Consider the following 13008-nt stretch of genomic DNA (forward strand, 5'->3'; position numbering starts at 1 on the left):
AGCCTGCGGCTGGTCCCCCTCCCCGTGCCGGGGAGGAATCACCGCGCCAAATCCATCTGCCGCCGCATTTCGCGGATGCTGCCTTCCAGGCCACCGAAGATCGCCTCGCCGATCAGGAAATGGCCGATATTGAGTTCAGCGACCTGCGGGATGGCGGCGATCGGCGCGACATTGTCGAAGGTCAGGCCGTGCCCAGCATGCGGCTCGATCCCGTTTTTCGCGGCCAGCGCAGCGGCGTCGGCCAGCTTGCGCAACTCGGCTGCCCGCGCTTCGCCGTTCAGATGCGCGTAGGCGCCGGTATGAAACTCCACCACCGGCGCACCCAGCCGGATCGCCGCGTCGATTTGGGCCGCATCGGCTTCGATGAACAGGCTGACGCGGATGCCCGCATCATTAAGCGCCGCGACGATTGGCCGCAGTGTGTCGAACTGCCCGGCCGCGTCCAGCCCGCCCTCGGTCGTGCGCTCCTCGCGCTTTTCCGGCACGATGCAGGCGGCGTGCGGCTTGTAGCGCAGCGCGATATCCAGCATTTCCGCCGTTGCCGCCATCTCCAGATTGAGCGGCACGCTCAGCGCCGCCATCAGCGTTGCGACATCTTCGTCGCGGATATGCCGCCGGTCCTCGCGCAGATGCGCGGTGATGCCGTCCGCCCCCGCCTTCACCGCCAGCAGCGCCGCCTTGACCGGATCGGGATGATCCCCGCCACGCGCATTGCGGATTGTCGCCACATGGTCGATATTGACGCCCAGGCGCAGCGGAGCGGGGGAGTGGGGCATCGGCTAGACCTTCCGGCTGCCCGGCTTGATCGCCGGGATCGCCGCCAGTTCGGGCGGCAGGGCATCGGCGTCATAGACCGGGAAATTGATCGACACGAGTGGATAGAAGGGCACGCCCAGATCCACCTCGCCCGCCGAGCGATCTACAAGGGCCGCTTCGGCGATGACGATGCCGCCCTCGGCCGCGACGGCCTCGATCGCCTGGCGCGACGACAGGCCGGTGGTGACGACATCTTCGACCATCAGGATTTTCTGCCCCGGCGATATGGCAAAGCCCCGGCGCAGTTCGAACGTCCCTTCGGGGCGTTCGAGGAATACCGCGTCCTTGCCCAGCGCCCGGCCGACTTCATGACCGATGATGAGGCCACCCATGGCTGGCGAAACTACCAGGTCGATCTCCTGCCGCAATTCGCGCGGCAATTTCTGCACCACGGCCAGCGCGAGCCTGCCCGCGCGCTCGGCGCTCATCAGGACGCGGGCGCATTGCAGATAATTGGCGCTGCGGCGGCCCGAAGACAGGATGAAATGTCCTTCGAGCAGCGCCCCTGCTGCCCGGAATTCCGCCAAAACTTCTTCGTCGGTCATGCCGTTTATCTATCCTGTCGCGCGGTCCGGCCCCTATATGGCACGGCCCGCTTCCCTATCGGCACGGCACGCACCGGCGCGCCATGAACGCGCCCCTGTGCGCGCAGCAGCGAAATAGGGGCCGGAAGGGAACGTTGCAACAGCGAAGAAAATCTGCTCCTGCTAGCTTGAGGCATCAAAAAACCATGCCTATAAGCCGCGGCAGAACCGACCGGGCGGGGACGATGTGCATGCGCGCGTCTTCGTTGCAGCGGCGCCAAGGGGTTACGGGGTAAGAAGACGCTATGATACAGGTGAAATCGCTCGTTCTCGCAGGATTGTTGGCCTTTGCGCCAGCAATGGCGATGAACGGTCCGGCCTTCGCGCAGGACAATGCAACCGCTGCCGCGCCGGCGGCGGCCACTGTCGCCGCGCCTGCTGATTCGGCAGCGAACGCCGCTGCGCCCGCCGCCGACGCTGCGCCAGCCGCCAAGGTCGCCGCGCCGCCGCGCATGAAGCCGACCGAAGGCATCGGCATGCCTAAACCGGGCGAGATCACCCTGCAGGAGCAGTTCACCTCGACCGGGCACAGCGCGCGCTGGTTGCATGACGTGATGCTGCTGCCGCTCATCACGCTCATCTCCGTGCTGGTGCTGGTGCTGATGCTTTATGTGATGGTCCGCTATCGCCGCAGCGCCAACCCGGTGCCGTCCAAGACGTCGCACAACACCTTCATCGAAGTGATCTGGACGGTCGTTCCGGTCATCATCCTGCTGGTGATCGCGGTGCCCTCGATCGGGCTGCTCGCCGACCAGTATAAGCCCGCGCCTAAGGATGCGCTGACCGTCAAGGTCACCGGCTATCAATGGTATTGGGGCTATGAATATCCCGACGCGGGCATCCCCGAATATGTGTCGAACATGCTGACCAAGGAACAGGCGAAGGCCGGTGGCGAACCGTTCCAGCTGGCCGTCGACAACCGCCTGATCCTGCCCGCCGGTCGTCCGGTGAAGCTCATCATCACCGCCGCCGATGTGATCCACAGCTTCGCCGTACCGTCGCTCTGGGTGAAGATGGATGCGGTTCCCGGCCGTCTGAACGAAAAGAGCTTCACCATCGAAAAGCCCGGCGTCTATTACGGGCAATGTTCGGAACTGTGCGGCGCGCGCCATGGCTTCATGCCGATCGCGATCGAAGCGCTGCCGCCTGAGCAGTTCGACCAGTGGGTGCTGTCGCAGGGTGGCTCGCTCAAGAACGGCACCGCCGCGCCGGATGCGCCGATGGGCCCGCAACAGGGCAGTGTGCTGCCCGCCCCGCCGGCTGACGCCGTCGGCAACAACGCGCTTTAAGAAGGCAGAGACGCCATGACCACCATCACCGCAGATCAATATGGCGATCATGCTCATGATCATCATGACGCCGATCACAAGCCAGCCTTCTTCCAGCGCTGGTTCATGTCCACCAACCACAAGGATATCGGCACTCTCTATCTGATCTTCGCGATCTTCGCCGGCGTCGTCGGCGGCGCGATTTCGGGTCTGATGCGCGTCGAACTGGCGGAGCCAGGCATCCAATATCTGCAGGGCTGGGCCAATATCCAGCATGCGATGCTGGGCGCTGAGCCTGCCTCGCTCGACCAGGCCTATCACCTGTGGAACGCGCTGATCACTGCGCACGGCCTCATCATGGTCTTCTTCATGGTGATGCCCGCGATCATCGGCGGCTTTGGCAACTGGTTCGTGCCGATCATGATCGGTGCGCCGGACATGGCCTTCCCGCGGATGAACAATATCAGCTTCTGGCTGCTCATCCCCGCCTTCGCGCTGCTGCTCGGCTCGGCCTTCGTGCCCGGCGGCACCGGCTATGGCGCGGGCACTGGCTGGACGGTCTATGCGCCGCTGTCGACCAGCGGTTCGGCTGGCCCCGCCGTCGATATGGCGATCCTGTCGCTGCATATCGCAGGCGCTGGCTCGATCCTGGGTGCGGTCAACTTCATCACCACCATCCTCAACATGCGCGCGCCGGGCATGACCCTGCACAAGATGCCGCTGTTCGTCTGGTCGGTGCTGGTCACCGCCTTCCTGCTGCTGCTCGCGCTGCCGGTCCTGGCCGCGGCAATCACCATGTTGCTGACCGACCGCAACTTCGGCACCACCTTCTATGACGCAGCCGGTGGCGGCGATCCTGAACTCTACCAGCATCTCTTCTGGTTCTTCGGTCACCCCGAAGTCTACATCATGATCCTGCCCGGTTTCGGTATCGTCAGCCAGATCATCTCGACCTTCAGCCGCAAGCCGGTGTTCGGCTATCTCGGTATGGCCTATGCCATGGTCGCGATCGGCGTCGTCGGTTTCGTCGTGTGGGCGCACCACATGTTCACGACCGGCATGTCGGTCAATGTGAAGATGTATTTCACCGCCGCCACCATGGTCATCGCGGTACCCACGGGCATCAAGATCTTCTCGTGGATCGCGACGATCTGGGGCGGGTCTATCAGCTTCAAGACCCCGATGGTCTGGGCGCTGGGCTTCATCTTCCTCTTCACCGTGGGCGGCGTCACCGGCGTCGTGCTGGCCAATGGCGGCGTGGACGACGTGCTGCACGACACCTATTATGTCGTGGCGCACTTCCACTATGTTCTCTCGCTGGGTGCCGTGTTCGGCCTGTTCGCAGGCTTCTACTACTGGTTCCCGAAAATGTCGGGCCGCATGTATAACGAGTTCCTCGGCCACCTGCATTTCTGGGTGTTCTTCGTGGGCGTGAACCTGCTGTTCTTCCCGATGCATTTCCTGGGCCTGTCGGGCATGCCGCGTCGCTACCCCGATTATCCGGAAGCCTTCGCCTATTGGAACAAGGTTGCCAGCCATGGCTATGAAATCATGGCGGTTGGCGTGCTGATCTTCTTCATCAACATCTTCTGGTCGCTTGCGGCCGGCAAGAAGGCCGCAGGCAATCCCTGGGGTGAAGGCGCAACGACGCTGGAATGGACCTTGTCCAGCCCGCCGCCCTTCCACCAGTTCGAAACCCTGCCCGTGATCGACGATGCCGCGCATCACTGATCGCTGGACGGACTGACATGATCGGGGGCGGGTGACAGTCGCCCGCCCCTCTTATGCTATATACCCCCAAATGGTGGGGCTGGAACCGATATGACGACCGCGACGATGACATCGACCCCGATCACGGCCCATTGGCGCGACTTCCTCGCGCTCACCAAGCCGCGCGTCATGACATTGGTCGTGTTCACGGGCCTGTGCGGCCTGCTGGCGGCACCCGGCACCATCCATCCGGTTCTCGCTTTCACGGCCATTCTCTGCATCGCGCTTGGTGCAGGAGCTGCGGCCAGCCTCAATCAATGGTACGAGGCGGATATCGACGCGAAGATGAAGCGCACCGCCAACCGGCCGCTGCCCGCCGGGCGTATGGATCGCCAATCGGCACTGCATTTCGGCGTTGGCCTGTCCTTCTTCTCGGTCATCCTGATGGGCATGGCGACCAACTGGCTCGCCGCCGCGGTCCTCGCCGTCTCGATCCTCTTCTATGTCTTCGTCTATACCATCTGGCTGAAGCCCCGCACGGCGCAGAATATCGTCATTGGCGGCGCAGCCGGCGCATTCCCGCCAGTCATCGGCTGGGCCGCCGTCACTGGCGATATCACCGCGCTGCCGATCGCGCTGTTCATGCTCATCTTCTTCTGGACGCCGCCGCATTTCTGGGCGCTCGCGCTGTTCGTGAAGACCGATTATGCCGCTGCTGGCATCCCGATGCTGCCCGTCGTGTCGGGCGAGGTCGTCACCCGCCGCCAGATCTTGTTCTACACCGCCATCATGGCGGTTGCGGCCATGGCGCCGGTGCTGTTGCGCCTGACCGGGCCGGTCTACGGCACCGTCGCGCTGCTCGGCACAGCATTGTTCGCTGTATTTGCCTTCCAGGTCTATCGCCGCCGCGAAAGCGATCAGACGCGGATGCAACCGGAGCGGCGTCTGTTCAAATATTCGATCCTCTATCTTTTCCTTCTCTTTGGAGCAGTGGTCGTAGACCGCTGGGTAATGGCATGACCCCCGAAGAAGAAGACATCATCCGCGCCCGGCAGAAGTCGCGCTCGCTCGTCACGGGCCTGCTGCTCGGCTTTTTCGTCATCCTCTTCTTCGCCATCACCCTGGCGAAGATCGGCACGAGCGACACGCTATGATGGCCACGCTACCGCCGTCCCCCTTCGACCGCGACCGGCGCAACCGCCGGACGGTGCTGACCATGGCGGGCGTCGGCCTGTCGATGCTGGCGCTGGGCTTCGCGTCGGTCCCGCTCTATCGCATCTTTTGTGAACAGACCGGGTTCGGCGGCACCACCATGCGCGCGGACGCCAATGTGCAGGTGCAAGAAGCGGCTGGCCACACCATGTCGATCCGTTTCGATTCGAACGTCCAGCCGGGCATGCCCTGGCAATTCTATCCCGAACATCGGACGGATACCGTCACCGTGGGGCGCAAGGACATGGCGATCTTCATCGCGAAGAACATGTCCGACAAGCCCGTGACCGGCACCGCCAGTTTCAACGTCACGCCTAGCCAGGCGGGCGCTTATTTCACCAAGATCCAGTGTTTCTGCTTCACCGAGCAGACCTTGCAGCCGGGCCAGGAGGTGCGGATGCCCGTCCTCTATTTCGTCGATCCCAAGATCCTCGACGATGCCGACAACAAGGACACGCAACAGATTACGCTGAGCTACACATTCTACCCGGTTGAGCCGGGCAAGAAGGCAAGCTAAGGCAAGCAACGATAACGCGAACAGGGAAGAGCACGTCATGGCAGGCGCCAAGAATCACGATTATCATATTCTCCCGCCCAGCATCTGGCCGTTGTTCGGTTCGATGTCGGTGCTGATCATGGCGTTCGGCGCGATCATGTGGATGCATCCCGACGCGCTGCCCGCTGGCGGTGGCTGGGTGTTCATGCTCGGTTTCGCGGGCGTTCTCTTCACCTTCTACAGCTGGTGGGCGCATGTCGTCGCCGAAGCGCATGCCGGTGACCATACCCCGGTGGTGCAACTCCATCTGCGCTACGGCATGATCCTGTTCATCGCGTCGGAGGTGATGTTCTTCGTCGGCTGGTTCTGGGCGTTCTTTGACTTCGCCCTCTTCCCCAGCGCGCTTCCCCCGATCGACGGCCTGTTCCCGTCGAAGGGCGTGGAAGTGATGAATGCGTTTGAACTGCCCTTGCTTAACACGCTGATCCTGCTCTGTTCGGGCACGACCATCACCTGGTCGCACCATGCGCTGATCCACGGCGATCGCGATGGCATGATCAAGGGTCTGTGGTGCACCATCATCCTGGGCGCCGTCTTCTCCTGCGTGCAGGCCTATGAATATGCCCACGCCCCGTTCGATTTCGGCGGCAATCCCTACAGCTCGGCCTTCTACATGGCGACCGGCTTCCACGGCTTCCACGTTCTGGTCGGCACGATCTTCCTGATCGTCAACCTCGCCCGCGCCTACAAGGGCCACTTCACCCCGCGCCAGCATTTCGGCTTCGAAGCCGCTGCCTGGTATTGGCACTTCGTCGACGTGGTGTGGCTGTTCCTCTTCGTCGCCATCTATGTCTGGGGTGGCTGGGGCGCGCCGGTTCACGGCTAAGCACCATCCCCGATAATGAGACGCACGGCCGGGGCATCGCTCCGGCGGTTTTCTTTTGTGCTGCGGGGCGCTATGCATCCAGCCCATGGACCCCTTGCCCGATCCCGCCCCGCGCACCATGCGCATCCCCCTGATCCCGACCATCATCGTCGCGCTCGCCGTGCTGGTGATGATCGGCCTCGGCATCTGGCAGATCGATCGCCGCGTGGAAAAGGCAGCGGCCTTGAACCTCGCAGCCAGCAATCCCGGCAAGCCGCCCGTCGCTTTTCCGGCCATGCCCCCGGTCGGACCCGACCTGCTCTTTCGCCCCTCGTCGCTCCACTGCCTGCGCGTGGTCGGCTGGCAAGTGGAGGCTGGCCGCGCGGCTGACGGCAGCACCGGCTATCGCCATATCGCCCAATGCGCGACCGGCGCGGAAGGACCGGGCGCACTCGTCGCAATCGGCGTGACGCAGCGGCCCGATGCCAAGCCCGACTGGACCGGCGGTCAGATTGCAGGCTGGATCAGCGAAGAGCCGGACCATCGGGCGCTGATTTCGCGCATAGGCGGAAAGGCGACGCCGCTCCGGCCCATGCTCATCGCGCGTACCGCGCCAACGGGCATGAAGGCCAGCGCACCGCCTAGCGCCGCCGACGTTCCCAACAATCATCTCGCCTATGCGGTGCAGTGGTTCTTCTTCGCCGCGATCGCCATCGTCATCTATATTCTCGCGCTGCGCCGCCGGAACGCGCCCAAAGCCCCGTAAATACTTGCCCAGCGGCGCAGGGGTCGCTACCGCGCTTTCCCATCATGCAATATCAAAGCACCAGGGGGAGCGCGCCGTCGCTCGGTTTCGAGGATGTGACGCTGGCGGGGCTGGCGTCCGATGGCGGGCTGTATCTGCCGACAAGCTGGCCCAGTTTCTCGGCCGACGATATTCGCGCCCTCGGCGGCCTGTCCTATGTCGAAACCGCGGTGCGGGTCATGACCCCCTTCGTCGCGGGATCGCTGACCGAGGACGAATTGCGCGAACTGTGCACCACCGCCTATAGCCGGTTCAGCCATCAGGCGGTCGTGCCGCTGGTCCAGCTCGATCATCAGCATTGGCTGCTCGAACTGTTCCACGGCCCGACCCTGGCGTTCAAGGATGTCGCGCTGCAATTGCTGGGGCAATTGTTCGAGCGCTTCCTCTCGCGCCGCGACGATCATCTGACGATCGTCGGCGCGACGTCGGGTGATACCGGGTCGGCGGCGATCGATGCCGTGGCGGGGCGCGAGAAGATCGACATCTTCATGCTCCATCCCGATGGCCGGGTGTCCGACGTGCAGCGGCGGCAGATGACCACGGTGCGCGCGCCCAACGTCTACAATATCGCGATCGACGGCAGCTTCGACGACGCGCAGGCGCTGGTGAAACGCATGTTCAACGACGCGGATTTCTCGCGCCGGTTCAACCTGTCTGCGGTCAACTCGATCAACTGGGCGCGGTTGATGGCGCAGGTCGTCTATTATTTCTACGCCGCCGTGCGCCTGGGTGCGCCTGAACGGCCGGTCGCCTTCTCGGTCCCTACCGGCAATTTCGGCGACGTGTTTGCGGGCTATGTCGCGGCGAAGATGGGGCTGCCCGTCGCCAAGCTGATCGTTGCGACCAACGTCAACGACATCTTGCATCGCGCCTTGTCCGACGGCGACTATAGCCAAGGCCAGGTCGTGCCGACCGCGACACCCAGCATGGACATCCAGGTCAGCTCCAATTTCGAGCGGCTGCTGTTCGACGCGGGTGGGCGCAACGGCCAGGCGCTTGCCGAGCAGATGCGCGGGTTCGAGGGCAGCAAGGCGATGCGCCTGACCAACGCCCAGCGCGACGGGGCGGCAGCGCTCTTCGCTTCGGCACGCATCGATGCCGACAGCATGACCATGGCGATGCGCTGGGCCTATGACGGGTCTGGGCAGATCATCGATCCGCACAGCGCCATCGGCCTAGCCGCTGCGCGCGAAGCAGGTGTCGATGCGTCGATCCCGGTCGTCACACTGGCGACCGCGCACCCGGCCAAGTTCCGCGACGCCGTCGAGCGCGCCACCGGCACCCGCCCGCCGCTGCCCGCCCGTGTCGGCGACCTGTTCGCGCGTGAGGAAAGCTATGTGAAGCTGCCCGGCACGTTCGAAGCGGTAACCGCCTATGTCGCCGAGCGCGCGACGCCCAGGGCATAACCAACTCCGTTCGGTTCGAGCTTGTCGAGAACCGGATGCGCGAGGGTTCTCGACAGGCTCGAACCGAACGGGAAACTGCTATGGAACTCAAAACCCTCATCGGCGAACCCTGGGCCGACTATGGCCTCATCGATTCGGGCAACGGCCGCAAGCTGGAGCGCTATGGCCGCTACCGCTTCATTCGCCCCGAACCACAGGCGATGTGGGCACCCGCGATCGAAGATTGGAAGGCAGACGCTGAATTTGTCCCCGGATCGGACGAGGATGGCGGCGGTCGCTGGTATTATGATCAGCCAGTCCCCGCAGATGGCTGGCCGCTGCGCTGGCAGGACGTGACCTTCCAGTCGAGTTGTACTCCCTTCCGCCATCTCGGTTTCTTCCCGGACATGGCCCCCGTGTGGGACTGGATGCGGGAACGGACCGCCGACAAGGCGGAGGCCGAAGTCATGAACCTGTTCGGCTATACCGGCGTCGGCACGCTCGCCATGTCGGCCAGCGGCGCGCGTATGGTCCATGTCGATGCGTCGAAGAAGTCGGTGGCGCAGGCGCGGGCCAATGCGGATATGTCCGGCATGGCGGACAAGCCGATTCGCTGGATCGTCGAGGATGCGGCCAAATTCGTCGCCCGCGAAGTCCGGCGCGGCCGCCGCTATGACGGCATCTTGCTCGACCCGCCCAAATATGGCCGCGGCCCTGACGGCGAAGTCTGGCGATTGGAGGAGGATTTGCCTGCCCTCATCGCCAATTGCCGCCAGTTGCTTGATGCGGACAGCCGTTTCCTGTTCCTGACCGTCTATGCCGTCCGCATGTCGGCACTGGCGATCGGCGAATTGCTGCGGCAAGCGTTTGCCGACCTGCCCGGCACGGTCGAGGTCGGGGAATTGGCGGTGCGCGAGGAGGCACGCGGCCTGCTGTTGCCCACCGCCATCTGGGCACGCTGGCGGCGCTAAGCGTCACTTGGGCCTTTTCGCCTTGAGCCGCCCGTCCGGCTCCGGCATGGGTTGGTGATGCGCCTCATCCCTTCATTTGCCGCCCTGTCCCCCCTGCTGGTCCTGCTCGGCTCCTGTGTCGGCCCCGCGCAGCGGGCACCCGCTCCAGCGCCGACGCCAGCGCCGCGCCCGGCTCCGGCGCCACCGCCGATCGCGCCTGCCACCCGCGCGCCGGTGGCCACGGAATGGCATAATCGTCCGACGACGCCCGGCAACTGGACCTACCGGACGGAACCGACCGGATCGGTCGCGTCCTTCGGCCCCGGCGCGACCGCCCCGCACCTCGCCGTCCGCTGCGACCGGGCGACGAGCCGGATCGCCGTAGTGCGCATGGGAACAGGGCAGGGGGCGATGACGCTGCGCACCAGCTATGGTGCCGTCCTGTGGCCGACCACGAGCATTGCCACGCCGCAACCGCAGGTCCAGGCCGTCCGCGCCGCTTCCGACGTCACGCTGGACCAGATTGCCTATAGCCGGGGTAAGTTTGCGGTGGAGGTGCAGGGGCTTGCCCCGCTGATCCTGCCTGCCTGGGCGGAAGTCGCACGGGTGATCGAAGATTGCCGGGGCTAGGGGATTTCGACGCAGTTGGGAAAAGCGCGGACGAAGAAGTATGATTCGAAAAAAGAATTTTACAAGGCTTGATCATCCTCCCCACCTGATTCACATTCGCGGTGTGGACAGGCCAAGGGCAGACGCCTGAAGCGGGCCACGCGGGCTTCAACATAGCGAAAGGAGGTGATCCGATGTCTCATGGTTCAGCAATGGGGTCGGTCAAGTCCATTCGGGAAATGCGCCGCTGAGCGACGCTGTGCCGTCGATCCTCCCTGCAAACGGGATTTCAAGCGCCAACAGACAGGCCATCCCCGTGCAGGCAGGATAGCGCGACAATCATTTCCCTTGGGCGGCACTTTCGGCCGCTGACCATGTCAATGATGGGCCGTCGAACCTTTGGGTTCGGCGGCCCCTCTCATTTTCAGCGCGCTGCTTCTTTTTGCTGTTTTCCCGACGCTTGAAGTCGCTATGCTCCGTCGCGGGCAGGAGGGCGGACGAAACAGGGCGTATCTCCATGCCCGTAATGCGTGCGTCCCATATCCTTCTTCCTTTTGGCCTGCTGATTTCGGCTCCAGCCCTCGCCCAAGCGCCCGCCGACGTTGCCGATCTGGTCGGTGCCAAGGGGGCAGGCGGCGAGACTCAGCTCAAAGCGCGCGGCTACCGCTTCGTGCGGATCGAAACCGGCGATGACCGCAAATGGACCTTTTGGTGGAACGGCGATCGGCGGCAATGCCTCAGCGTCGTCACTTATGACGGCCGCTATCAGGCGATCACCGAATCCCCCGCACCCGATTGCGGCGAATCCGCTAGCACGCCAAGCAGCCATGGTGGTGCGCCCCATCGACCCGATATCGGCTATGCGCGGCCCCGGCCCGACCGTGTCGCGCCCAGCTATGCTGCCGATGACAGCGCCCAAATGAACGACAGGGTCCAACTCGGCCTGGTCTGCTTTGGTGATGGACAGCGGCCCGGCGTTGCCAACAGCTATGGCTGGACCTGGGATTCCGACAAAAAACGCTATCACTATGGCAATCGCGTCGAAATGACGGCGGAACAGTTCGACGCTTCGGTCATGATCCAGTTCTGGGAAGGCGGCGGCCATATCAAGCTACCCAAGAAGCTCATCCCGCCGCTGCACTCGCGGGGCACCGAGGATGGTTGGTGGGACATCTACAATGTCTCGATGCAGCCCGACCGGATTACCGGCGAATATCGGCTGAATGGCCTCAACAAGCCCCGGATCGACATTAATCGCACCAGTGGACAGATCAGCATAAAGGGCCTGGCCGACTACGCCTTTCGCGGCACCTGCGACACCGTGGATGCCGCCGCGCATCGGCGCTTCTGACGATCGCACAAGGAAAGAGACGGGGATTGGATTTTCTCAAGCTCATCCGTTCGTTCGAAGATCTGCTTTTCGAACTGCTGTGCTGGTTGATCTATTATCCCCGCACCCTCTGGCTGGTGGTGCGGCACCCGCTGCGCATGATCGATTATTCCAATCACGAACAGACCGATGCCGACGAGGATCAATATACCGATACGCTCAGTCCGCCCCTGCTGCTGCTGATCACACTGGCTTTGCTCCATGCGTTGGAATTGGGCCTCAACACGCAGCATATCCAGGCGCATAATGCGGTGGGCGCGATGGTGGTCAGTTCGGATCAAAATCTCATCCTCTGGCGCTCCTTTGTCTATGGGCTGCTCCCGCTGTTCGCCGCCTTGCATGTTGTGCGGCGCAAGGGGCAGCCGCTGGAGCGCAAATATCTGCGGCCGCCTTTTTTCGGCCAATGCTATCTGGTGTCGGCCTATGCCTTGATGGTTGCGATTGCCACGATGACGGCCCAGCATATCGGTGCATGGAAATGGGCGCTGGGCCTGAGCGGCGCCGGATTCGCGACGCTCTGGTATCTTTGGGTGCAATCCATGCTGTTCCGCACGATGTTGGCCATGCGCCCATTGCGGGCATGGGGCGGTGCGATCCTGGTGTTCGTCGCCGCCTTTCTGACCGCTATTCTGGTTTCGCTGCTCACGATCGGGCGCTAAGCGCTTATCGGTCCGCGCCCTTCGCCTTGCCCCAGGCGCGCGCGGCGGTGTAGCCCAGATAGCCCGTGCCAAAGAGCGCATAGAGCGGTTCGGGCAGGGCGTTGAAATAGGCGCGCATTCCCCCGATGATCGCGCCTGCCACCGCCGGTCGCCAGCCTGCGATCAGGCCCATCGGCACCGACCAGAGCAGCAGGGCATAGATGACATAGAGGAAGGTCGGCCGCGCCCGCCGTGTCCAGGTATCGGCGGCGGGCGTTGC

General features: G+C 63.7%; 15 protein-coding genes. 12 read left to right on the plus strand and 3 right to left on the minus strand.

The annotated features are described in order from the left end of the window. Positions 1-38: 38 nt before the first annotated feature. Together IL54_RS11530 and pyrE are read right to left on the minus strand one after the other, a co-directional pair. Positions 39-776, minus strand: a complete 738-nt coding sequence (locus IL54_RS11530) for a pyridoxine 5'-phosphate synthase (RefSeq protein ID WP_037475782.1) — start codon at positions 774-776, stop codon at positions 39-41. Positions 777-779: 3 nt separating this feature from the next. After that, complete coding sequence (gene pyrE, locus IL54_RS11535; protein WP_037475784.1) at positions 780-1361, minus strand: orotate phosphoribosyltransferase; 582 nt, start codon at positions 1359-1361, stop codon at positions 780-782. 284 nt (positions 1362-1645) lie between these two features. Here pyrE and coxB point away from each other — a divergent pair, with 284 nt between their 5' ends. From coxB to IL54_RS11590, 12 genes are all read left to right on the plus strand, one after another. Beyond that, a complete protein-coding gene (coxB, locus tag IL54_RS11540) occupies positions 1646-2689 on the plus strand; it encodes a cytochrome c oxidase subunit II (RefSeq protein ID WP_037475786.1) in 1044 nt (347 codons plus the stop codon). Between the two features lie 15 nt (positions 2690-2704). Continuing rightward, complete coding sequence (gene ctaD / locus IL54_RS11545) at positions 2705-4399, plus strand: cytochrome c oxidase subunit I (RefSeq protein ID WP_037475788.1); 1695 nt, start codon at positions 2705-2707, stop codon at positions 4397-4399. Between the two features lie 90 nt (positions 4400-4489). After that, positions 4490-5398, plus strand: coding sequence for a heme o synthase (locus IL54_RS11550; RefSeq protein ID WP_156106195.1), 909 nt, complete (start codon positions 4490-4492; stop codon positions 5396-5398). Beyond that, positions 5395-5532, plus strand: coding sequence for a hypothetical protein (locus IL54_RS24960; RefSeq protein ID WP_171899237.1), 138 nt, complete (start codon positions 5395-5397; stop codon positions 5530-5532). Before IL54_RS11550 ends, IL54_RS24960 begins: the two co-directional genes overlap by 4 nt. Continuing rightward, on the plus strand, positions 5532-6107 hold the full coding sequence (locus IL54_RS11555; RefSeq protein ID WP_037478462.1) for a cytochrome c oxidase assembly protein: 576 nt from the start codon (positions 5532-5534) through the stop codon (positions 6105-6107). The genes IL54_RS24960 and IL54_RS11555 overlap by 1 nt, the downstream gene beginning before the upstream one ends. 37 nt (positions 6108-6144) lie before the next feature. After that, a complete protein-coding gene (locus IL54_RS11560; RefSeq protein WP_037475790.1) occupies positions 6145-6972 on the plus strand; it encodes a cytochrome c oxidase subunit 3 in 828 nt (275 codons plus the stop codon). An 85-nt stretch (positions 6973-7057) separates the two neighbouring features. Continuing rightward, positions 7058-7717 (plus strand): SURF1 family cytochrome oxidase biogenesis protein, encoded by a 660-nt coding sequence (locus IL54_RS11565; RefSeq protein WP_237748862.1) that lies wholly within the window; start codon positions 7058-7060, stop codon positions 7715-7717. Positions 7718-7761: 44 nt separating this feature from the next. Continuing rightward, positions 7762-9162 carry a threonine synthase gene (gene thrC / locus IL54_RS11570; RefSeq protein ID WP_037475792.1) on the plus strand — a complete coding sequence of 467 codons (1401 nt, stop codon included), beginning with the start codon at positions 7762-7764 and terminating at the stop codon, positions 9160-9162. Between the two features lie 80 nt (positions 9163-9242). Next, positions 9243-10112, plus strand: coding sequence for a class I SAM-dependent methyltransferase (locus tag IL54_RS11575; RefSeq protein ID WP_037475794.1), 870 nt, complete (start codon positions 9243-9245; stop codon positions 10110-10112). A gap of 57 nt (positions 10113-10169) precedes the next feature. Further along, positions 10170-10721, plus strand: a complete 552-nt coding sequence (locus tag IL54_RS11580) for a hypothetical protein (RefSeq protein ID WP_037478466.1) — start codon at positions 10170-10172, stop codon at positions 10719-10721. 496 nt (positions 10722-11217) lie between these two features. Further along, a complete protein-coding gene (locus IL54_RS11585; protein WP_237748863.1) occupies positions 11218-12051 on the plus strand; it encodes a hypothetical protein in 834 nt (277 codons plus the stop codon). Between the two features lie 26 nt (positions 12052-12077). Continuing rightward, the gene (locus IL54_RS11590; protein ID WP_037475798.1) at positions 12078-12749 is read left to right on the plus strand and encodes a hypothetical protein; all 672 of its coding nucleotides are present in this window, start codon (positions 12078-12080) and stop codon (positions 12747-12749) included. A 4-nt stretch (positions 12750-12753) separates the two neighbouring features. Here the strand turns inward: IL54_RS11590 and IL54_RS11595 are convergent. Further along, a partial coding sequence (locus IL54_RS11595; RefSeq protein ID WP_081913065.1) for a 3TM-type holin occupies positions 12754-13008 on the minus strand: 255 nt, incomplete at its 5' end.

The sequence above is a fragment of the Sphingobium sp. ba1 genome (assembly GCF_000743655.1).
Classification (GTDB): Bacteria; Pseudomonadota; Alphaproteobacteria; order Sphingomonadales; family Sphingomonadaceae; genus Sphingobium.